Genomic DNA, 22289 nt, shown 5'->3' with positions numbered 1-22289 from the left:
TAGTTGTAATTCTGATATAATAGATACTTCATGATTTAGATGCAGAAGGGAATGATAGATGAGAATGAGTGGGTGGAATGTTGCGTTTTATTCCGTTGTATTTGTATTTGTGCTGGTGATGTTGTGGAAAGAACAATCTGTTTTCCTTATAGTGGGAACGGTGATGGTCGCCACACTTATTGCGTTTACGATTCACATTTTGTACCCAATGGCTTGGGAAACCCGGATGGACCGTGTGGAAGTTTTTTTACGCAAAAATCATCATACGCCCTATATTTATATTTATTATGTGACTGCCAACAGACTTGATGATGAAGTCGATATCACGATGGAGAAACTTAGAAAACAGACGACGAAAAAATCGAGGCAAGCGATATATCAGGCTGCTTACGGTGCTTATCGCAAGGACTTGACTGTCGTTCAGCAAGCGGTACTCCAGATGCGCAGATCAGATTTCCGTACATATTATGAGACGTTTTTGCTTTTGGAGGAAGAGAAGAGTGAGCAAGCAAGGGAGCATCTGAAATTGATTAGAAGACAATGGATGCGATCTGCGCTTCTTGCTGAAATAGAACGCCAATCGGGTCATCGCGAATTGGCTATCCAGCACGCCACGGAAGCGATGAATGCCTCCAAAGGTGTCGAGCGCTACACGCTGACTAAAGATTATGAAAGGTATTATGCAGTTGAGCAACAAGAAAAGGTTCAACTTTGAAATTGGCAATTCTGGAATATCCCTTCGTTAGGTTAGATAAGTCCATCTAATTGTAAAGATATCTGTTTCATTAAGCTAATGGGCAGGTTAGTGGAATAGATCAACCATTTTTGTTGACTGTAAAAAGTTGGATTAGTATGATTGCTATGGAATAGAAAAATCTTGAAATTGGGGCTTTCGCATGTCACCAGGCATTCATTTTATTAAATTTAGGCAACAGAGAGTTAGGGCATAATTTAATCTTTATTACTAAGGAGAACTAATGGACCCAAAAATAAAATTATTGTTCTTGGACGAACATGCTGCAGAAGGCGCCGCGCGTTATGGGGTCAGCCAAGAGGAACTCACTTTCATTGGAGGTTTTCAAAACTTTATATATTCCTATAATCGCGATGAATTGAAATATATTCTCCGTTTCACTCCGAGCACTCTTCGCACGTCGGAAGGACTTGTAGCAGAAATGGATTGGATTCATTATCTTTCAGAGAGTGGTATAGCAGTGTCAGAACCGATTTCTTCAATTAATGGAGAGTATTGCGAACTAGTTCAAGGCAATAAAATGGATTTTTACGTAACCTCCTTTACACATGCACCAGGCCGTAAAATCGGATATCCAGAATGTCTGGGCAATTCTATACTTTATGAAGAGTGTGGACGTATAACGGGCCGACTTCATGAATTAGCCAAGCTTTACAACCCTACGATTGCCAAAAGGCATACTTGGGAGTTTAATGAATACCTCTTACGAGCCGAGGATTATTTGCCGTCAGAACTTCAACCAATCCTTAATGCCCTTGATGAACTTAAAGTACAATTGTCGAGTCTGCCTGTTAATGCGGAGAATTTTGGTTTGATCCACGGAGATATTAATGTGGGAAACTTCACGATCAATCAAGCTGGGGGATTAACTCTCTTTGACTTCGACGAGTGCCAGTACAGTTGGTATGTGGAGGATATTGCTATCCAGCTGTATTACTTGCTATATGTATTCGGAGAAGATTCGAAGTTTGAACGAAAGGACCAGTATGAACTTTTCATAAAGCACTTCGAGCTAGGCTATATAGAGGATGGCCGACGAATGCCAGACAACTGGAAGGATTTGTTGAAGCTTTTCCTTAGACTTCGCGAAATCATTGTGGTTGTCGGTATGCATCGGAGCTGGGATTTAAGCAAACCAGATGACTGGACCCGTGATTTCTTGCAAGATAGTAGGATGAGGATTACTAAAGGTATCTCGTTGATCGATGAGTTTTGAACGACTAAATGTAGGATAGTCATTTAACTAACGGGAACGTTAGCTGAATATAAACCGTCTAATTCAATTAGTGGACACATAAAGGGAGGAAACACAAATGGATTTAGGATTAAAGGATAAAATAGCACTAATTACAGGTGGCAGCAAAGGGATCGGGCTAGAGACAGCAATTGTTCTAGCATCGGAAGGTGCAAAGGTGGCAATCGTCGCACGCAACGAAGAGGCGCTTCAAGCTGCGGCGAAACGTATTAAGCAAACTACAGGAACAGATGCACTAGTCATTTCTGCAGATATTTCAGTAGAGGCAGAGGTACGAGGTGTGGTGGAGCAGACTGTACAGCATTTCGGTGGATTGGATATTTTGATTAACAATGCTGGAACGTCTGCGGCTAATCCGTTTGAAGAGGTTGGCAGCGAAAGCTGGTATTCAGATCTGGATTTGAAAGTGTTAGGAGCAGTCCATAGTTCTAAGGCAGCAGTTCCTCATATGCGTCAAAGAGGTGGCGGTTCCATCCTTAATGTGACGGCGATTGTAGGGAAGGCACCATCTGCATCTTCTTTGCCAACATCAGTCAGTCGGGCGGCTGGACTCGCACTAACGAAGGCCATGAGCAAAGACCTCGCCAAGGACAATATTCGTGTTAACGCCGTGTGCATTGGTCTAATTCGTAGCGATCAGATTGAGCGGAAGTGGAAGGCTGTAGCACCTGAACAGAGTTGGGAGGAGTTCGCTTCCAATCCCATTCACGGTATCCCACTCAAGAGAATAGGTCAAACAGAAGAGGCGGCAAAAGTGATTGCTTTTCTTGTATCGGGTGCAGCCTCCTATGTAACAGGAACTGCCGTGAACATAGATGGTGGTACATCCCCTGTATTATAGAAATGTAGGAGATATGTTGAAAAGTGTGACTCAATGAAAAGCCCTAAATTAGGGCTTTTTTACTTGGGAATTAGTGGCGAGGGATAAGAACTTGTACTGGTTGATTCTGAAAATCGTCCAACAAGTCATCATTCTATAGAAAGTATTAGAACTTCGAAGTGAGGGTAAGGGCTAAAAATCGATTGTACTTGGTGGTAAACAGTGTTACTCTAAAAGTCTGTGTTCGACAATATATTCAATACTAGCCACCAATTTAGTTATAAAGAAAGGTAACACTATGATAAAAGTTGAAAACTTATCCTTCTCATTTCCACAAAAGGAACTATATAAAAACATTTCATTTACGTTTGAAGAGGCACAACATTGTGCTTTTATCGGAACAAGCGGCAGTGGGAAAAGTACACTGATCGATATCCTGATGGATCCGGAACGATATTTGTTCGAGGGCAAGTTAGAGATAGACCCCGATTGCAGAATCGGGTATGTGAGTCAGTTTTTACAAGTAGACAAAACGAAAGAAATGACCGTTTTTGAATATATCGCAGAAGAATTCATCAAGATACAAGATGAAATTACAGCGATTTATGCGGAGATGGCCACCACATCGGATATGGATTCCCTGATGGAAAAGGTTCAATTGGCTTTGGATGCCTTCGAGGCGATGGATGGGGATAATTTCGAAAAAAACATCAATAAACAGTTAAACCTTGCCAACCTCATGAAGCTCAAAGATCTTAGTATATCCGCCATAAGCGGCGGGGAATTCAAACTTATTCAAGTGATGAAGGAAATGCTGAATCGTCCAGACTTCATGATTATGGACGAACCCGATGTGTTTTTAGACTTTGAAAATCTGAACGCACTTAAAAAATTGATTAACTCCCACAAGGGAATGCTGCTGGTCGTTACGCACAACCGGTATCTGTTGAATCATTGTTTCAACAAAATCATACACCTTGAAAACACAGAGATTCAGGAGTTTGACGGGCGATTTATCGATTATAACTTCTCGCTGCTTCAGACTAAGATCGAGCTGCAAGAAATCGCGGTTGCTGAAGCTGAAGAAATTGAGAGATACGATCACATCATCGACAATCTTAGAGAGATCGCCACGTATAATTCGGAAGCCTCCAGAGGCAGAGCGTTAAAAGCCAGAGTCAAGTTTCAAGAGAGATTGGAAGCACGTCGAATAAAAGAGCCCTTTGTCGATATCAAACAGCCAAATATCAGTTTTGGTATCGATAAGGAAATGGAAGAAGCTGTTGTGGTTAAAGTCAATAATTATAGCGTTTCCTTTGATGAGCTGCTTTTGGAAAATGTGAACTTTGAGATCAAATCGACAGATAAAGTAGCCCTGATTGGTCCAAATGGAACCGGGAAAACGACTTTACTCCGAGAAATCTTTAAAAACAATCAGGATTCCATTGAAATCAATGCTGATGTTAACGTGGCTTATTTATCTCAGGTTCAAGGCGAAATGCTAAAAGATTCGAATACCATACTAAATGAATTCATAGATGCTGGGTTTCAAACGTATGATGAGATTAGATCGTATCTTCGAAACTATGGCTTTGAAGGAGAAATCCTTGATCAAAAGATTGAATCGTTATCTGGCGGAGAAAAAAACATGCTTCAATTGGCTAAAGTTTCTGCCAGTCAAGCCAGCGTATTGCTTCTAGATGAACCGACAAGCCATTTGGACATATATACACAAATCGCATTGGAGAAAGCCATTGAAGACTACAAAGGTGCGATTCTCATGATTTCTCATGATTTCTATTCTGTTGTAAATGGTATGGATTATGTTTTAATTATTGAGGACAAGACGATTAGCAAAATGAGTATACAAGAATTTAGAGAGATGATTTATGCGAGTCATTTTGATGAAGACTATCTAGAAAATGAGCAAAAGAAAAAGTCTGTTGAGATGAAAATCGAATTGGCTTTAAAAGATACTAATTTTGAACTTGCCAAAGTTTTGGTTGATGAGCTTGAAGAGCTGATTAAGTTGCTTTAATTACAGCTCTCTGATTGAAATGATTACAAGAACATTGTCCCATTGAAAGTCGCTATTTTAGCGGCTTTTTTTTATTTTATCGGTACAAGTTCGTGTCCCGAGCTAACGATGATTGGCTGCTTTCATTCAATTAAAGGCAGGTTAGTGTAACTTTCAACTTTTAGATAACGTATAATTTAAACAGGATTCTAGACATGAATACATTCAATGGAGGGGCTAGATTGAACAAGTATGTGTTACATATCGTTGCAAGTGTAATTTGTATATTGACACCTGCTGTTGGTCTCTTATATGGTTTGTGGGATAGCCACCAACCCAAAATAGGACCTGTCGGAGACGGGAAACCGAATTATCCTACAATACCTCAATGGATATCTATAGTCTCTTCTTTTATCTGTGGAATAGTTAATCTACCTCTAGCCATAATTCGATACAGACAAAACATAAAGCCTAATAAAGATATTAAAAGTTAATGCCTGTTACGCTAACGGGAGATAATCCTCAATAAGCTATCAGGCGGGTACGTTATAGTGAATGAAGCAAAATATATACTTGACTCTAGTGCATTATAGTGGGTATTATTTCCATACATTGATGATTAGGAGAATAGACGATGTTAACTTTAGAATTAAAACAATCTCACCATCATGGAAAGCGTTAATCCATCCTTTTAAAAATTGGGGATGGGTTAACGCTATTCGCGCTTACCATCCTGTGATATGTAACGCGCAGGACTTAGGTCTAGCGCGTTTTTTATTTTTGGTACAAAAGAAATGGAGGAGTAAAAATGGCAATCATGACAGATTCAAGAGGTAATATTTTTTTGGAATTTATTAATATTGAGTATGATAAGGTCACAACAATTACACTGGATGCTTCACTAACACATGCTCTAATCGTGGCGAAGTTCCAAGGAAAGTATCTCTTCATGCATAATAAGTGGAGAAAGAATTGGGAGCTGCCGGGAGGTATTATTGAAGCTGGAGAGAATGCTCAACAATGTGTAATTAGAGAATTATTTGAGGAAACCAATCAAAATATTGATACGGTTGAATTCAAAGGTTTAATGAAATTTAGACTTCAGCCCAGTTTTCATGGACCTGAACGGACAGAGTATGGAGCTCTGTTTGTGGGTGAACTGTACCAACTTGATGATTTTGTTGAAAATGATGAAGCTTCTTCAATTATCCTTTGGGACGGTACATCAGAGATTGGTGATATCGCAGAAATAGATAGGAAGTTAATTGAATTCGTGTGATACGAACACGACCTTAAACTTACCGTTACAGGCAGAGTGGAGAACCAGTCGGTATCTCAATGGAATTGCGATTCATGATGAACGTAATAAAGAAGCAATTTAATCCGTGAATTCTCTTAATCTCAGAAAATCGAAATGTTCGTTATGATCAGCCCAGATGAAGAGAAAATAAAGCTGTAAAAGTCGGTTTTAAAATTGTTTAAAATTGAATCTTTAATGTCGAGGTACAAAAACATTGTTCCATTGAAAGTCGCTATTTTAGCGGCTTTTTTTACATTATCGGTACAACTGAAAACCGCATGTCTAAATCCAATGATAAGAACATGTTGGCAATTTGAGGCCGAAGATTAAACGTGAAGAGCTTGAAAGATTCCTCGCAAATAGCGGATTTGGCTATTCATAATAAATGGCCTCGTAAGGAAACTCTAACTTATTCATGCGATACTCTTTAGGCGACATGGACATATATTGCCGAAAAACTTTGCCGAAATAGCTGGGACTCTCAAAACCGCATTGTTGGCCAATTTGGGAAATCGGGAGTTCCGTTGTACGGAGTAGTCGGATTGCAACCTCAATGCGTCTGTCCTTGAGATAGGCTAGCGGTGATGTTTTCTCGGATTTCTGGAATAATCTGCACAAATAGTGTTTATTGATATCGCAGTGACTGGCCAGCAGATCCAGCGTCAAAGGAGCTGCATAATTCTCTCGGATGAATTTTTTACATTTCTCGATCGTTGTTATTGAAAGGGCACCGATATCCTTCTCCGCATCCCGACTTGTCTGCACTAGGATAAGCAACCACCGATAGATTTGCTCGGACAAGCGATACTTGTCCGTAACTTTCTCTTGATGAATCAAATGGATAATTTGCCATAACTCTTGAATCAAAGGGGAGTCCGCGTTTCGTCGAATGACATGTCCCTCATTTTCGTGGATCATATCCCAAATTCGGTTGGCTTCATCCCCTCGAATGTTTATCCATATAAATTCCCATGGTTCGTTATTCTCTTGTTTATAGTAATAGCAATGTTCTCCGGAGATTTTAACAAGTAGTGCATGTCCCTTCGGTAAAGGAATCGTTTGATTTTCAATATCCAGATAACCCTGACCATTAAGCGTGTATTGAAAAACAACATGCCCCGGGTCCGGTCTATTGTCACTTGGACAACGATATTCCTCGCTTGAGACGATCTGCCATCCAATAGAGTCAAGTGTCATGATTGATGTATCGTCATTACGAAAAGCATAAGAGACCGTATGAACCATACTTTCATCCCCTGCCTAAAAAAGTCAATTATATTATATAATACGTCACATTTTTTAGATTGTCTGTCTTTTTTTAGAGCTGTAAGATAAATGTAAGCGGTAACATAAAAAAGGGGGTGACTGTAGTTTGCGTTCATTTGACAACCAGAAGAGCAGATCGAACTTGTGATTCTAAAATGATTTTTTCGATAAGGAGGACTTAATCCGATGAACCGAAGAACTGTTTCCATCCAGAAATCGATATTTGTATCTTTATTAGCGCTCCTTATGGTTATCTCACTGGTCATACCCCCGGCGCCGGTGCGTGCAGAGTCACCAAGTAGCAGTAGCCTACCGGGTCGCCAAGGAGAATATCTTAACCGGGGTCTGGTTGCGGTTCTTGTAGACAATGGTGTTTTTTTAAGCTGGAGGTATTTAAATAATGATCCTGATGATATCTCTTTCAATATATATAAAAACGGAACCAAAGTGAACGCGTCGCCCATAAGCGACGTGACGAACTATGTGGACACCACTGGTTTCGACAGCTCGCAGTACCAAATATCCACTATCGTTGCGGGAAAGGAGCAAATGCTGCCGGAGGTTGTATCGGTCTGGCATAATGATTATTTGCCTATTCCGCTGGATAAACCGGCTGACGGTCGGACCAAAGATGGTGGAACCTATACGTATTATGCAGGTGACGCATCTGTAGCTGACTTGGACGGCGACGGCGAATATGAAATCGTCTTTCTGTGGAGTCCGAGCAATTCCAAGGACAATTCGCAGGCAGGTTATACCGGCAATGTGTATATCGATGCCATCAAAATGGACGGTACGAAGTTGTGGAGGATTGACCTGGGAGTTAACATCCGTGCCGGAGCGCACTACACGCAATTAATGGTGTATGACCTTGATGGCAACGGAAAGGCCGAAGTTGTGGTCAAGACGGCGGACGGCACGAAGGACGGCCAAGGCACGGTCATTGGCCACGGCACGAAAGATTACCGTAACGAGAGCGGATACATACTGTCAGGGCCTGAGTATCTCACACTGTTTGACGGTGAGACTGGCGCGGCCGTATCCACCGTCAATTATGATCCGCCAAGAGGCAACGTCAGTGATTGGGGTGACGGCTATGGCAACCGTGTAGATCGGTTCCTTGGTGCCATCGCTTATCTGGATGGCACGAAGCCAAGTGTTGTGATGAGCCGGGGTTATTATACCCGCACTGTGCTTGTTGCTTATGATTATGTTGGTGGGGAACTCGTCAAGCGCTGGACGTTCGACACAAACGAAGCAGGAAAACAATATGAAGGACAGGGCAATCATAATCTAAGTGTGCTGGATGTCGACAATGACGGCAAGGACGAAATCATGTTTGGCGCTCTAGCCATAGACGATGACGGCAGCTTGCTGTACAGCACCGGACTCGGCCACGGCGATGCCATGCACGCTGGTCAGCTCGATCCAAACCGAGAGGGCTATCAGATGGTAAGCGTGCATGAGCATTCAGATGCTGCATACGGACTGGAGATGCGCGATGCGGCAACAGGTGAAATTCTCTGGGGGGAGAAAACAGGTTTTGACACCGGTCGCGGGATGTCGGCGGATATTGATCCGAACTATCCGGGATACGAATCATGGGCCACAACCATTACCAACGGGCAGAGCGTTCCCGTAACCAATACCTATTCGGCTGCCGGAGAGGCTATCTACACGGTGGACGAAGGGCCCGAAACCGCCAATTTCGCCATCTGGTGGGACGGAGATCTTCAGCGTGAGCTGTTTGACCATGAGTGGGATAACAGTACAGCCAAAGGTATCCCGCTCATTTATAAATGGGATTACGAAAACAAAAAGCTAAATGAAATCTTCCGAGCGACCGGTACGTTAACGAACAACCATACCAAAGGGAATCCGGCGCTTCAGGCGGACATTCTGGGCGACTGGCGTGAGGAAATGCTGCTGCGAAGCGAAGAAAGTTCGGAGTATCGTCTCTATACAACGACCATTCCTACAGACTATCGCATTCCTACGCTGATGCAGGACCCTGTGTATCGACTTGGCGTAGCCTGGCAAAATGTAGCCTACAACCAGCCGCCTCATACCGGCTTTTATCTTGGAGCGGAAGCTACCTCATTCCCTAAAGCCGATCTGACGCTGACTCGCGATGCAGAAATGCCAGAGCCGGTCTATCGCTTTAATTTCGGAACAGAGACTGCATCGGGAAGTACGAACATACAGGATACGCTCTACGCGCAAAATTCAGGATATGGGTTCGTGGATACAACCGGTGTTACCGTAGGAGCAAATGAGGTTTCGGTTGCGGCAGGTACGACATTTGCTGTTGACCTGCCAAATGCCAACTATAAGGTTACACTACGTTTGGGCAACGATACGCATGACTCAAACGTCGGGGTCAAATCCGAATTTGTGCAAAAGCTCGCCGTAACGAATGTGGCAGCCGGAGCACCGCTGGAGTATTCCTATGATGTTGCATTGGTGGATGGGCAGCTCGATTTCCTCTTCACCGGTACAGCCATAGACATCCAGGATATCCTCATTGAGAAATATCCAGAGAAAGTCGCCGGTTCGGCAACAACGATCTATATGGCCGGTGATTCAACCATGCAATCTTACAGTGAAATGCAGGCTCCTCAAGAAGGGTGGGGCCAGCAGTTCGGACGTTATTTCTCGAATGGGGCAGTTATCGTGAATGATGCAATCGGTGGCCGAAGCAGCAAATCGTTTATGGTAGACGGCCGACTGGACACGATCCTGCAGCGAATCAAACCGGGGGACTTCTTCTTCATTTCCTTTGGTCATAACGACGCGAGTGTTGGGATACCGGATCGGTATGCATCACCGGAGGACTATAAGATTTACTTGGCTCGTTATGTAAACGGTGCCAAACAGCGCGGCGCTACACCGGTATTACTCACTCCGGTTGGACGCAGAGATTTCAATACGGTGACTCAGGAATTCAACGTCAGCTTCCCGGCATACGTGCAGGCTGCCAAAGAAGTGGCAGAGGAGCTTGACGTGCCGCTAGTTGATCTTAGTAAGTTAAGTATTGCGTACTACGACAAAATTGGTAATACAGCTACGGAGAAAGTGTTCCTTTATGCTAATCCGGGTGAATATCCAAAATATCCGAATGGGATCAACGATAATACCCATTTCAGCAGCTATGGTGCGAAGAAAATTGCCGGACTCGTTGCTGGTGCGGTCAAAGACATGGAGCTGAGCATTTCTTCGCTGGTCATCGACCCGGATATTTCCGAACCCGAACCAGAGCCGGAAATCCAGCTATATGAGGAGGATTTTGAAGGCGACGCTGCCGACTACCAGTATGCAATGGTTAATGCCACTGGTATTGCAGGAACCATGACCGGAACGGTCGTTGAACAGCCTGGAAATAAGATACTGTCCGTCACGGGGTCAGGATCGGGCAATCGGGCCAAGGTATTCCGTCTGTTCGATGCGGTAAACGGCGATCAGGTGAAAGTGAACTTTGACTGGCAATCCGGTAATGTGAGTGCCTATCCGTCAGAAGGTCATCTCACAGTACAGGATTCTAACGAGAATGCCCTTTTCACGCTGTATACGAAAACCGGAAGCACCAAAATTCATTATTTTGTCGGTGCATATAATCCGGACTACGGTACGGGCGATACGGCCATACCCGAAGGGGGAACGGCTACAGAGATTTCCAAGAACCAGTGGGTCGATGTGGATGCAACCGTTAATTTTGCCAAGAAAACACTGGATCTGACATTGACGAATCTGGCGGATCCGACAGTTACACAAACGATCAAAGATATCCCGCTGAGTTCCGGTGTATATGCGGACAACGTCAGAGCCATTCGGTTCCTAGGGACGAGAAAAGGCGGTGGAGGCACGTTGAACTGGACTACGCAGATCGACAACGTGCGAATTGAAGGCACGGAGCTTCCTTCGGAGGGCGGCGATCAAGCTGCCTTAATCGCTCTGTACGATGGGATCAAAGCACTTGATCTGTCGGAATATACAGAAGCATCGAAGGCAGTGGTGAACCGGGCTTTGGCAGCTGCAGAAGCGATATTCAATACGGAAGCCACCCAAGCTCAAGTTGACCATGCGTTTAACATGTTAACTGTGGCGAAAGATTCATTGACAAGTGAACCGGGCGAAAAGATTAGCGAATACAAATTTGATTTTGGTTCCGGCGGCACTGCCGAAGGATACACCAAGGTAGATGCCAAAAGAGCGTATATTGAAGGTAATGGGTATGGCTTTGCCGATACTACGCTAACCAAAGATGAGAACCGGGAAACCGGGGATGCGCTCAAGGAGGATTTCACACGGGTAAACGGCACCGCCTTCCTGGTGGAAATGGAGCCGGCCAATTACCGGGTAACGATGACCATCGGGGATGCCCAAGAATCGACCAGCGCGAATGTCGTTGTAGAGCAGATGACGAAGCTTCCGCTCACAACCATTGCCAAGGGCGAATTCAAAGAAATTACGTATGACATTGCTCTGATCGATGGCGTCTTTAATTTCGACTTCACCGGAAATGCACCGAAGATCAATGCACTGAAGCTGGAGCGCCTGCCAGATAACAGCGCAAGCGATGAACCTGTAATTTATTTGGCTAGTGATTCCACCGTGGCCAATTACGCGGAGAATTATCGTCCGCAAGCGGGTTGGGGCGAAACGTTGGGAAGATATTTTGATCAGAATGAGGTAAGCATTGATAACCGGGCAGTTGGAGGATTGAGCAGCAAAACCTTCCTGGTCGGCGGATATCTTAATGATATTTTGCTCGACATTCATGAAGGCGATTATCTGTTCATGCAGTGGTCTCATAACGATTCCACGCCGTCACGTCCGGAGCGTTATCTTACACCCGAGCAGTTTAAAGTATATTTGAAAGAATACATTAACGGTGCTGTGCAGAGAGGTGCAATTCCGGTTCTGGTCACGCCAGTGAACCGTCGTGATTTTACCGGAGAGGTACTGAACAAGAGCTTCCCGGAATACGTACAGGCAATGAAAGAAACGGCGCAGGAAACGGAAACACTCATCATTGATCTGAACCAGGCCAGTTGGGAACATTTCCAGGAGCTTGGCACAGAAGGAACCAAATCGATATTCATGTGGGTAGGTACAACAGAGGACAATACGCATTTGCAGATGAACGGTGCAATCAAGGTAGCCGAACTCGTGGCACGTCTTGTGAAAGATTTGAATATACCGTTATCTGATTTTGTCACGCTGGAAGGGGAGTCACCTGATCAGGAAGCTCCGCATACTACGGCAAATGTGGAAGGAGAATCCCAGAACGACTGGTATACGACTCCAGTACAAATAACCTTCACAGCAACCGATGAAGATTCCGAAATCGAAGGGACCTATTATCAAATCAATGGTGGCGAAACGGTGAGTGGTACGCAGTTGACCCTAACTGAAGAAGGAACACATACCATCACCTACTGGAGCGTCGATGTTGACGGTAACAAAGAGAGTGAACAGTCTTTGTCCATATCCATTGATCTCGTACCTCCAACCATTGAAATTCATGGTCAATCCGAGTACACCATTGATCAGCACGTGGAAATTGGCTATACAGCCTCCGATACGGTATCCGGTGTGGCAGAACCGACGGGTGTGCTCCTGGACACTCCGGCGTATACACTGGAACCCGGCCTGAACCAGGTTACGGCAACCGTCTCCGATTTGGCTGGCTGGGAACAGACGATAGAATATAGTTTCGGGGTTATTGCTACGTTCGACAGTCTGATCAATCTGACCAATTCCTTTGCGGATGAATCGATAGATCCTAATGCCGGTATTCTTGCTGATCAGCTTGCGAACACCTTACAGCAAGCAAACCAGGCAGCAAACGATCATGAAGGAGCAAAGGCGCGTCAACTGCTTGCAGCCTACGGTAATGACGTTCAAGCAGCTAGAGGAACCGTATTTACGGATGAGCAGGCAAATGTGCTGCTTAAGTGGGAAGAATGGCTCAAGCAGGCAACCCCACTAGCAAACGGGGCCCCTGGCACTCCGGTGTTATCTGACAATAACGGTTACGACACAGGGCTCAAAGACGGAGACTATACTGTAACGATGAATTTATGGTGGGGCAATAACGGCAATCAGTTCAAATTGTATGAGAATGGTGAGTTGATCAAGGAAATTTCTCTGGTCGATCAATCCCCATCCGCCCAGTCCGTTAAAGTTGATATAATTGGAAAGAAAAATGGTACCTATATTTATACCGGTGAATTGATCAATGCACTGGGTACGACCACGAGTGTTCCGCTGACAGTCATCGTCACGGATGCTTCCCCGGGGCAATCTGTTCTGTCGAATGACAACTGGGATGGAGACGGTAACTATAATGTCACCATGAATCTGTGGTGGGGAACGAACGCAACCGAATACGAACTTTACGAAAATGGTGTTTTGATCGACACACAATCACTACAATCCCGTACACCTAGTGCACAGTCTGCGGTTACCGCAATCTCTGGAAGGGTACCTGGAATCTATGAGTATGAAGCTATACTTCGTAATTCTTCAGGGGAAACCAGATCATCCAAATTAAATGTGACGGTACGAGAGTAAGCTGAAATGTTTGAGGCATTCCATTAACATTAAGTGATTAGAAACAAAGTAAGGTAAGTATATAAAAAGTGCTATTCCTCATCATTTTGAGGAGTAGCACTTTTGTTTATTTTGAGAAATTGAATCGGCTATGCATAGCCGTTCTTTTTGTTCTCAACATAGATGTAATAATAGCAAGCCAAATGCAAGAAATTGACTAATGACCATACAACAAGCCATATGATTGGAGACGACAGGGTAGTCCAGATGCCGAACCAAGGCAGCACACGTCCTCCGCCGATAAACGTCACGAGAGGGGATAAGGACAAGAGAACTAGTACCGGGATCAACCTTCCGACAGTAATTAGAATCAATTTGCTGAAGGTTAGGCGTTTGTTCCTTCTACGGATGCGAAAATAGGCATGCACGCCCCATATAAGGGTAGCCAGGATCAGCGCAATCATGATTGTTTCCATATTTCTGCCGTTCAGAAAAGAGAATGTGGGCTTCTCACCCCTCATTATATTCGCGATTCCATCGATAAAAGCCGAGTAATTCACAAAAGCGCTTAATCCGGAATTAAACATCACCGCGATACCCATCTGATCGTCCAAATAAACTATTTCTTCCGACTTGTACGTCCAGAAAATGCCGCTATGGGAGATCGTTCGGCCGACGGACTCGTCCTGGTCAGCAAGCCAGCCCATGCCGTACGGACCGATGTCTCCGGGTTTATGATACTGTTTCATCAACGCAGGGGAAAGCAAGCTGCCGTGATATTGGGCAAGCATCCATAGGGACATGTCCTCCGCAGTTGAAACAATGCCGGCGGGGCCATCAATGAACCAAAGCGGTTCCGATTGACCTAAGGAACGTCCCAAACTCAAGTAATGTCCTAGCGGAATAGTTTTATTATCATGTATTTGCTGCGTCGTGGCGACGCTAAAGGTATGGTTCATTCCTAACGGTTCAAAAATATGTTTTTTCAGGTAATCCGAAAAGAACTCACCGCTGACGCTCTCCACGAGGTTCGCCAGCAATACGTAATTGGGATTATGGTAGCTGTAGGCTGTTCCTGGGTTATGGGCAAGTTGAACCTTGTTTAATAAACGATTCGTCTCATTCAGCGATTGGAATTGCGGATTTCTCGTCATATCAGGATTTACTATGTCATTGAGACCACTGGTCTGATTCAATAAATGACGGATCGTGATGTCAAGAACACGGGGATCCTGAGGAGAAAGCTCTGGAAAATAGGAAGCGTAAGTCGCATCCAGATCAATCATGCCTTTTTCCGCCAGCTGCAGAACGGCCAATGCGGTAAAGGACTTACTTAACGAAGCAATAGGAAAAGAGGTGTCTCCCGTAACGCTTTGACCATCCGCGAATGTCCCGTAGCCTTTTGCGTAGAAGACCTCATCGTTATTGGCAATCGCCAGTGAAGCAGCTTTAATGTGATTGGCTTTCATGGTCCGATTCATATAATCGTCGATCTCCTGCAAGACTTCTGTCCTGTCTCTGGCTGCATTGGCGGATACGGGGGTTCCCCACATGGTAAATAACAACAATAAACAGCTGATGGTAATATACATTCTTTTTCTCAGTTTTAACATGATAACACTCCTTGAATTCAAGATAAGGAAATGCTATCAAATAATTTTCAACTATTTATCAACTTGATTCCCAATACTTACCGTTACGCTTCCGCCGCCGTGAGGTCCGTTTGCGACCTGGAGACTTCCTTCGTGTTTTTCGCAAAACACCTTGCAAATGTAAAGACCCAACCCGCGATGTTCGGACGAATCCCACACTTCGCCACGGTAAAAAGGGAGTACAGCCTTAACCAGGGCTTCGTCCGAGAAACCAGGACCGTCGTCTGAAACGGTAATTTTCATTGTGTCTTCCTGAAGGTCATAACGAACGTTCACTTGACTGGATGCGTATCTCACCCCATTTGCGACCACATTTTCGAAAATCTGCATGACAAGATAGGGATCCACATGTATTGAGGCATTATCATATTTCAAAGAAGAGACGAAGCGTATACCGAACTGTCTTGCTATTTGTTCGCCGCTGCTGTCCAGTAAAGTCGTCAATGAGATCGTATCCATCGACTTGAAGTTCAACAGGACATCCTCCAGTCTCTGAATCGAGTTCATGGCCTCGGCATAGCTCTCCAGACGCAAGATGTGAAGGTTCATGGTATGGATCAGGTCCAACACCTTTTCTTCCGATAACTTCTTCTCGGGCAGATAAGTGGCGAGAAACTCAGCGTTTCCTTTTAACACCGACAGGGGGGTTCTCAGATCATGGGCAAAAATCGCATTGAGCTGCTTCCGCTCCTCAACCGAACGCCAGAGCGTCTTTACGTTTTTCTCTAACTGTGAGCGCATGTTTTCAAATGCCGCGATCAATTCGCCCATCTCGTCCCGGCTGTCATAGGAGATTTTGAAGCTTAGATCGTTGGCCGAAATGCTTTCGGATGCTTGCTTTAATAGCTCCAGCGGACGTTTTAGTTTCCATCTGTAAAATAGAACTGCCATGGTGACAATCCCTGTTGCCACGGTTAGCAGCACAGCCGCGACTAGAGAGGGCAGCACCCAATCCGTTTTTCCAAAACGCAGCCGCAGGTTCTCTGCCCAGGAGAACTCCATGGTTATGACGACCAGCACAGCAATGAGCGTGACGACACACAACAGGATAAAAGATTGCAATAAGCTAAATCGCTTTAGCGGTAGCCTATTCATGAGCTTGGCCATTTGTATCCGACTCCCCAAACTGTTTCGATTCGGTTATCGCAACTGTATTCCTTTAATTTGGAGCGAATACGCCGGATATGCTCCGCGATCACGCTGCTGTCGCCTTGATTGTCCATGCCCCAAATCGTTTCGTACATGCGTTCTTTTTCGAACACCATGCCGGGATGCGTGGACAGCAATTCGATAATGTCGAACTCTTTTTTGGCAAGAGGAATTCGCTTCTCCCGGTAGTAGAGTTCCCGGGCTGTATAGTCAATGACCAAGTCTTCGTTAAACCTTATCGAGGATTTGCTTTGGATTCGCTGTTCTCTGCGCATATGCGCTTCGACCCTGGCCCCCAGTTCGTGAATACTGAAAGGTTTCAGGATATAGTCATCGCCTCCGGCCCGAAATCCGGCTATTTTATCTGCATCTTCGATTCGAGCCGTTAAAAATAAGATCGGGCAAGAGACGAAGCCACGAATTTTCTCGCACAATTGAAGACCGTTCTGCTCAGGCATGTTGATATCTAGCAAAACGAGATCGGGTTGTTGTTCCACTTTCCGCAGCGCCTCCCGGCTGTCCTTGGCCGTCATGACGGAATATCCATTTATTTCAAAGTAATCAGTCAGCAACTTTCGAAGATCTGCTTCATCGTCCACGATCAGTATCTTAGGCATCAATGCTCCGTCTCCCATATCTAAATGTTTGAATTGAGCATAGCAAAAATCTTCAAGCAATGTAATCTCCATTGAAATTGGATTTTTCACCTGGAAATCAATAAGTATTCTAGGAATGAGATATTTGGAAAATTTTTTATTTGGTAAGTGTTCCAATCATATGGTATAACTCTTCTTTCTATAAAAAAGAAATACAATAGATTTGATAAGGTACAACGTCTTGATGGAAAAGAAAAAGGTCCCATTAATAAATAACAAAATAGAATCTGCCAATACCCCATGTTAATAGTGAATCTTAACATGGGGGAGTTAGGCCAGCTATGAAATTTCAAAGAAGAGGTATAGATGATGAATACATTAACATGGGTTCAGAACTGGTATTATGAAAACTGTAATGGGGATTGGGAACATTCATATGGTGTGAAAATTGATACAGTAGATAATCCCGGTTGGTCTGTTGAAATCAACTTGACAGATACTTATTTAGAAAATGTACCATTTGAGTCAATTGAAGAAGAGAGAAATGATCAAGATTGGTTTTACTGTATTGTGAGGGATGGAGTATTTCATGGTGCAGGAGGAGCAATGAATCTAGAAGAGATACTAATTTACTTTGAAAATTGGGCTTCAAGCATAGAAAGATGATAAAAATGGTAAGACACCTGTTAGTCTGGAAAAAGCAGTCAATGATAGGTTTGTAACGGGAGAATGGGACCCATATTATAATGAGTTAATGTATAAATATTAGTTTATGTTTAATTTAACCTTGATGCTGTTTGATCAGTGGTTAAAGGTTAATGTGGTACGAAATGGATACGAAGGCCTGGGTTCACAGAAACTAGTATTTATACAATCCATATTATAGAATATTAAATACAGGTAATTATTCCAGATATGGGTTTTAATATTCATACAATACTTTAAATTTTCTGTGAACAAGAGGTGGAGAACAGGTATGAAAAATAGAAACGTAACAGGTATTGTAGTGGCCATAATTTATTGTGTTGTCCTTTATGTTTTTTTAACTGATGCCCCCCCTGGTGAAGCTCCAAATAATCCGTTTTGGGTTTATTCATTGTTTCCACTTGGAGTTGTTGTAATTACGTCTCTTTTTGATTATGTGATCAAGTTCGATTTCTTCAGAAAAAAGAAGAGTAGTAGAAAAAAGTAAAGAATGAATGGTGTCGCGGTACAAGCACTTTGTTCCATTTATAGTCGCTATTATACCGGCTTTTTTTGTTTTAAGTAACCAATTTCATGTCCCAAGCTACGGACAAGAAATTGTATCAAGAACTTAAGCTGAGCCGTACCACAAGTGAGGCCAAAAAATTGGAGTTTTAATGTGGGCCACGCGGACTAAGGGTGCATCAGAAGAGCAAAATCAATAGTCCGGTGCGGCGTACTTCGTTACGTCTGGCTCGAATACCACTCCATTGGACAAGTCCAGCTCCACATGGGTGGTGCCGCGAACATCGGTCAGCACGAGTATGCGCGAGCCAACGACGGGAACGCGGTCGGCGCTGGTGCGCATGTGCGCTGAGATGATAATAGGAGCATCGTTGACGATATAGCTTACCTCGACCGTGAACATCGGGAAATTGAAGATCCATCGGTTTGTGAAGTTTACGGCAGTCAATGTCCCTGCGAATGAGGAACCCTGCAAGCGGAGAAGCTGGATGTCCGCCTGACGTCGCGCGGCGTGGGCGATTGAGCCGGGTAACTGAAGGAGCACGATAGCCGCTATAAGAGCGAAGCCAGCTCCGACCACGGCGCCGAGCTCTGGCGGGATTGTCGGCGACGTCGCTATGGATGCGAGGTCGAAAGGGCGTGATGGATTGCTTTTCAGCGTCCAGAGCAGTAGGACTCCCGCACTTGTAACTAGCCCTCCTGCGATCGCGAGTGTCGCGAAAAGGCCGGCGACCCTGGTGTCTTTATGGAGTATATTGTGTAAACAACTTATGCACACTTTTTTATTGTTATACAACATATGGATTTGGTTTGAATGACAGACTCATTCTTTAGAATAGGGCGTAATTCCTCTTGAATATAGGTTCTCCATTAACTTGAAAAATTCTTCTGACGATAAATCCTTTTGACGCTGGATCCAAAGACGAAATAAAGAAAGAGAAGTTGTCAGGTAAAACTCAATGAAGTATGGCGTTAAGGAATGGTTTTGCGGGACGTTTAATTCTAATTGATTCAAAGTAATTTCTTGTTTTAAGCGTTTTAAAAAGCGGGCACTTCCATAATCACCCAAAAGGGCATTGAGAACCAGGATGTGTTCCCTGTTATCCAGACAATGGAGCGTATCTTGAACTGTATGCACTGATAGTTCTTTATTCGCCATTTCTTTCTTCATTTCATTGAATAAGTCATTTTCAACAGAGTCTAACAATTCGTAAATGTCAGTAAAGTATTGATAAAAGGTGCTGCGGTTATATCCTGACTTATTCGCAATTTCCTGAACCGAAATTTTCTCAATCGGCTTTTGGCTATATAACTCACAAAAAACTTCTACAAACTGTTGTCTTGTTTTCTCCGTTATTTGGGGTTGCTTTTTCATGTTTTCCTCCTACTAGCGAATAAGAATATCATCCGACAAATCATAAAAATCTGATGGTTGATCAAGGAATAATAAAGATTTACAATCACATCATACAACATGTTGTCGGATAATCAAAAAGTAAATGTTAAAAAGTAGGGGTGGCTTAAATGTCAGCAAAACAAGATAGAATATTAATTTTTGGTGCAGGTGTCATCGGGAGTATGTACGCAATTAAGTTTATTGAAGCAGGGTTTGACGTTACCCTGTTTGCACATTCGAATAGATTTAAATCATTAAGAGAAAATGGCCTGCAATATAAAGAAAAAGGTACAGTTAGATCGGTACAAGTGAATGTCATTGATACGCTCGCAAATGACGATATATACGATTTTATTTTCGTTACCGTTCGTTATGATCGGTCCGAATCAGCGTTGTTATCGCTAAAAGATAATCAAAGCAAAAATATAGTTACGATGACTAGTAATTCAATTGGATTTTCTTCGTGGCTGGATATCGTAGGGGATAGACTTTTACCCGCTTTTCCAGGCTTCGGCGGACAGATTAAAGATGGAGTATTGTATGCTCGATTTCTACCAAAATTTATAGCGGCAACTGCATTTGGAGAAATTAATGGTGTAGTGACAGAACGCATAGAAAACCTCGCTAAATTATTTAAAACAGCAAAGCTTCCTTACGTTATTAAAAAGGATATGCAAGCGTATCTAATCACACATTCCGTATCAGACATTGCCATGTTAAGCTTTTTGCATTCTGAGAATAAGATCATTGACAAAAAAACAGCCAAAATCAGAAAGACGGCACGCCAAATAACAGTCACTTTAAAAGCGCATCTAAGGGCTATACAAAAAGCTGGCGTTTCAATTGATCCACCAATGCTGAGAATGGTGCTTAAATTTCCAAACTTATTTTTGGATCTTTTCTTTATGACATGGCTACGAACTAAAATGGTTAAGGATATGATGTTGCCGGATTATGCGAATAATGCTAACAATGAGATTGTGCAGCTAAGTAATGATTTATTGAAATTTTTAAGTCAAAATGATATCAAATCGGTAGTTCTTGACTAAACTAACGGGAAACCATAATTGAACAACAACAGCGGCAGTCTAAGACTTTATTTATCAAGTCTTGTTCTGCCGCTGCTTTATTTTGGACCCACTCTAAAACTTTATTTCCACAGTGTTGGAGGCAATCAATATAACGCTTATGCGACGCCAACTCGATCATATATAGAGCAATTTTTGCCCACATCTAGGGACACAGATCGAAATGATTTCATCCCTCTTTCGCTGTATATTATCCTTTAGGTTATAGACGTAAAGTAGATACGCTCCATCACCAGTAAGAGGTGGCTAAAGGAGTGTATCTAGCTCTTGTTAAAGTTTACTTGGATTCAATTCGACCAATTGGATCTGGATCTTCTGACAAAGTCTTTTGAACTGCCGACCAACTGTCATGTTCAATATCGAGCGCATGACAAAGATAAGCCCATGAGACCAGCTGAATTAAGGCGACATGTTCAGGATTTTCATCTGTTGTTTCCGTAACTTCATAACCTGGGATTCCGCCAAGTGAGTGTTTTGCACCGAATAGGGTGAGCAGGCTCTCGGCCCCTGGGCTTAAGAAGTAGGGGTCGGACATCCATTCTGGGCCGCGGACGGTCAACTGATACTTTTGCAGGGTGTAGTCCTGATCCCCGACGATCACAAGCGTGGGCGTGGTCATGTGCGTGAAGCTCACGTTCAAGTGCGGCATATTCTCGGCCGCGAACGTCGTCAGGCTGTCGCCACCTTGTCCAGCGGTGGCGAACAGCACGCCCGCTTTGAGTCAGACAGGTCCACGTCCTTCTTAGTTTCTGGGTCGAGGACTCGCAATCCCAAGAGATTGCCCGCCGTTTGGCCACCGAAGGAATGTCCAGCTGCTGCTATTCGGCTTCGGTCAGTGCGTCCACTGAGACCTGGTACGGCAGATTCAATATGGTCTAAATTATCTAGGATTCGCTTCATGTCCTCGACACGGTAACGCCAAATCCGTGGTTTACGAGGATCGTCATGAGTAAGATCGATTTCTATGAGTATTCCACCTTCTTCACAGTCCTTTATAGTTAGGTATATTGCCTTTCTTATATCTTTTCATAATTAGTACGGAAGAACAGGGGATGATTATAATTAACTAAGGTAACTCTGTATTTGAAAAGGTGAATGGTGCGGGGGGGCAAAAATAATTTTTAAAGTAGTTGACACTCGTCGCTACTCAGTGTTACGATGTACAGGTAATAAGTAATACTAAGTAGATTTCGGTTTCCAAAAATTATTGAGTAATAATTTCCCTCGGTACT

General features: G+C 43.6%; 17 protein-coding genes. 9 read left to right on the top strand and 8 right to left on the bottom strand.

Annotated elements, in window-relative coordinates; genetic code table 11:
- The first annotated feature begins 58 nt into the window (after positions 1 to 58).
- From CS562_RS27830 to CS562_RS27805, 5 genes are all read left to right on the top strand, one after another.
- Positions 59 to 715: a hypothetical protein gene (locus CS562_RS27830; RefSeq protein ID WP_099858834.1), complete on the top strand. Its 657-nt coding sequence runs from the start codon at positions 59 to 61 to the stop codon at positions 713 to 715.
- A gap of 262 nt (positions 716 to 977) precedes the next feature.
- Complete coding sequence (locus tag CS562_RS27825) at positions 978 to 1970, top strand: phosphotransferase enzyme family protein (RefSeq protein ID WP_099858833.1); 993 nt, start codon at positions 978 to 980, stop codon at positions 1968 to 1970.
- A 97-nt stretch (positions 1971 to 2067) separates the two neighbouring features.
- Complete coding sequence (locus CS562_RS27820; protein WP_099858832.1) at positions 2068 to 2850, top strand: SDR family NAD(P)-dependent oxidoreductase; 783 nt, start codon at positions 2068 to 2070, stop codon at positions 2848 to 2850.
- Between the two features lie 277 nt (positions 2851 to 3127).
- A complete protein-coding gene (locus CS562_RS27815; RefSeq protein WP_099858831.1) occupies positions 3128 to 4867 on the top strand; it encodes an ABC-F family ATP-binding cassette domain-containing protein in 1740 nt (579 codons plus the stop codon).
- Between the two features lie 787 nt (positions 4868 to 5654).
- On the top strand, positions 5655 to 6125 hold the full coding sequence (locus CS562_RS27805) for an NUDIX domain-containing protein (protein WP_099858830.1): 471 nt from the start codon (positions 5655 to 5657) through the stop codon (positions 6123 to 6125).
- Between the two features lie 393 nt (positions 6126 to 6518).
- Here CS562_RS27805 and CS562_RS27800 read toward each other — a convergent pair whose 3' ends face one another.
- Complete coding sequence (locus CS562_RS27800; protein WP_076291315.1) at positions 6519 to 7391, bottom strand: helix-turn-helix transcriptional regulator; 873 nt, start codon at positions 7389 to 7391, stop codon at positions 6519 to 6521.
- Positions 7392 to 7598: 207 nt separating this feature from the next.
- Here CS562_RS27800 and CS562_RS27795 point away from each other — a divergent pair, with 207 nt between their 5' ends.
- Positions 7599 to 13988 carry a rhamnogalacturonan lyase family protein gene (locus tag CS562_RS27795; RefSeq protein ID WP_099858829.1) on the top strand — a complete coding sequence of 2130 codons (6390 nt, stop codon included), beginning with the start codon at positions 7599 to 7601 and terminating at the stop codon, positions 13986 to 13988.
- A 128-nt stretch (positions 13989 to 14116) separates the two neighbouring features.
- Here the strand turns inward: CS562_RS27795 and CS562_RS27790 are convergent, their stop codons facing one another.
- From CS562_RS27790 to CS562_RS27780, 3 genes are read right to left on the bottom strand one after another with little or no spacing between them, the layout of a single operon-like run.
- On the bottom strand, positions 14117 to 15580 hold the full coding sequence (locus CS562_RS27790) for a serine hydrolase domain-containing protein (RefSeq protein WP_099858828.1): 1464 nt from the start codon (positions 15578 to 15580) through the stop codon (positions 14117 to 14119).
- Between the two features lie 51 nt (positions 15581 to 15631).
- Entirely contained in the window at positions 15632 to 16681 is a 1050-nt protein-coding gene (locus tag CS562_RS27785; RefSeq protein WP_257219625.1) for a HAMP domain-containing sensor histidine kinase, read from the bottom strand.
- 29 nt (positions 16682 to 16710) lie between these two features.
- The gene (locus tag CS562_RS27780; protein WP_099858937.1) at positions 16711 to 17385 is read right to left on the bottom strand and encodes a response regulator transcription factor; all 675 of its coding nucleotides are present in this window, start codon (positions 17383 to 17385) and stop codon (positions 16711 to 16713) included.
- 348 nt (positions 17386 to 17733) lie between these two features.
- Between CS562_RS27780 and CS562_RS27775 the strand changes: the two genes are divergently transcribed.
- Positions 17734 to 18030 carry an immunity 53 family protein gene (locus tag CS562_RS27775; protein ID WP_099858826.1) on the top strand — a complete coding sequence of 99 codons (297 nt, stop codon included), beginning with the start codon at positions 17734 to 17736 and terminating at the stop codon, positions 18028 to 18030.
- Positions 18031 to 18340: 310 nt separating this feature from the next.
- Positions 18341 to 18556 carry a hypothetical protein gene (locus tag CS562_RS27770; RefSeq protein ID WP_076291310.1) on the top strand — a complete coding sequence of 72 codons (216 nt, stop codon included), beginning with the start codon at positions 18341 to 18343 and terminating at the stop codon, positions 18554 to 18556.
- A 210-nt stretch (positions 18557 to 18766) separates the two neighbouring features.
- On the opposite strand, the gene CS562_RS27765 is transcribed toward CS562_RS27770, so the two are convergent.
- Together CS562_RS27765 and CS562_RS27760 are read right to left on the bottom strand one after the other, a co-directional pair.
- Complete coding sequence (locus CS562_RS27765) at positions 18767 to 19153, bottom strand: hypothetical protein (RefSeq protein WP_257219624.1); 387 nt, start codon at positions 19151 to 19153, stop codon at positions 18767 to 18769.
- 243 nt (positions 19154 to 19396) lie between these two features.
- Entirely contained in the window at positions 19397 to 19948 is a 552-nt protein-coding gene (locus CS562_RS27760; RefSeq protein WP_099858825.1) for a TetR/AcrR family transcriptional regulator, read from the bottom strand.
- A gap of 149 nt (positions 19949 to 20097) precedes the next feature.
- On the opposite strand from CS562_RS27760, the gene CS562_RS27755 reads away from it, so the two are divergent.
- Positions 20098 to 21018: a ketopantoate reductase family protein gene (locus CS562_RS27755; RefSeq protein ID WP_099858824.1), complete on the top strand. Its 921-nt coding sequence runs from the start codon at positions 20098 to 20100 to the stop codon at positions 21016 to 21018.
- 316 nt (positions 21019 to 21334) lie between these two features.
- On the opposite strand, the gene CS562_RS33230 is transcribed toward CS562_RS27755, so the two are convergent.
- Together CS562_RS33230 and CS562_RS33225 are read right to left on the bottom strand one after the other, a co-directional pair.
- Positions 21335 to 21676, bottom strand: coding sequence for a hypothetical protein (locus tag CS562_RS33230; protein ID WP_218966751.1), 342 nt, complete (start codon positions 21674 to 21676; stop codon positions 21335 to 21337).
- Between the two features lie 50 nt (positions 21677 to 21726).
- Positions 21727 to 21957: an alpha/beta hydrolase gene (locus CS562_RS33225; protein WP_218966750.1), complete on the bottom strand. Its 231-nt coding sequence runs from the start codon at positions 21955 to 21957 to the stop codon at positions 21727 to 21729.
- Positions 21958 to 22289 lie beyond the last annotated feature (332 nt).

This window comes from Paenibacillus sp. LK1 (genome assembly GCF_002750415.1).
GTDB lineage: Bacteria > Bacillota > Bacilli > Paenibacillales > Paenibacillaceae > Paenibacillus > Paenibacillus taichungensis.
The sequence above is the reverse complement of the archived record's forward strand: the minus strand, read 5'-3'. Positions and strand labels throughout refer to the sequence as shown.

What these genes read in the sequence shown, in the direction of transcription:
- CS562_RS27800 (WP_076291315.1), bottom strand. Translation starts at nt 7,391, where the DNA reads ATGGTTCATACGGTCTCTTATGCTTTTCGTAATGACGATACATCAATC.
- CS562_RS27805 (WP_099858830.1), top strand. Translation starts at nt 5,655, where the DNA reads ATGGCAATCATGACAGATTCAAGAGGTAATATTTTTTTGGAATTTATT.
- CS562_RS27755 (WP_099858824.1), top strand. Translation starts at nt 20,098, where the DNA reads ATGTCAGCAAAACAAGATAGAATATTAATTTTTGGTGCAGGTGTCATC.
- CS562_RS33225 (WP_218966750.1), bottom strand. Translation starts at nt 21,957, where the DNA reads ATGAAGCGAATCCTAGATAATTTAGACCATATTGAATCTGCCGTACCA.
- CS562_RS27775 (WP_099858826.1), top strand. Translation starts at nt 17,734, where the DNA reads ATGAATACATTAACATGGGTTCAGAACTGGTATTATGAAAACTGTAAT.
- CS562_RS27820 (WP_099858832.1), top strand. Translation starts at nt 2,068, where the DNA reads ATGGATTTAGGATTAAAGGATAAAATAGCACTAATTACAGGTGGCAGC.
- CS562_RS27780 (WP_099858937.1), bottom strand. Translation starts at nt 17,385, where the DNA reads ATGCCTAAGATACTGATCGTGGACGATGAAGCAGATCTTCGAAAGTTG.
- CS562_RS27815 (WP_099858831.1), top strand. Translation starts at nt 3,128, where the DNA reads ATGATAAAAGTTGAAAACTTATCCTTCTCATTTCCACAAAAGGAACTA.
- CS562_RS27830 (WP_099858834.1), top strand. Translation starts at nt 59, where the DNA reads ATGAGAATGAGTGGGTGGAATGTTGCGTTTTATTCCGTTGTATTTGTA.
- CS562_RS27795 (WP_099858829.1), top strand. Translation starts at nt 7,599, where the DNA reads ATGAACCGAAGAACTGTTTCCATCCAGAAATCGATATTTGTATCTTTA.
- CS562_RS27760 (WP_099858825.1), bottom strand. Translation starts at nt 19,948, where the DNA reads ATGAAAAAGCAACCCCAAATAACGGAGAAAACAAGACAACAGTTTGTA.
- CS562_RS33230 (WP_218966751.1), bottom strand. Translation starts at nt 21,676, where the DNA reads ATGACCACGCCCACGCTTGTGATCGTCGGGGATCAGGACTACACCCTG.
- CS562_RS27825 (WP_099858833.1), top strand. Translation starts at nt 978, where the DNA reads ATGGACCCAAAAATAAAATTATTGTTCTTGGACGAACATGCTGCAGAA.
- CS562_RS27790 (WP_099858828.1), bottom strand. Translation starts at nt 15,580, where the DNA reads ATGTTAAAACTGAGAAAAAGAATGTATATTACCATCAGCTGTTTATTG.
- CS562_RS27770 (WP_076291310.1), top strand. Translation starts at nt 18,341, where the DNA reads ATGAAAAATAGAAACGTAACAGGTATTGTAGTGGCCATAATTTATTGT.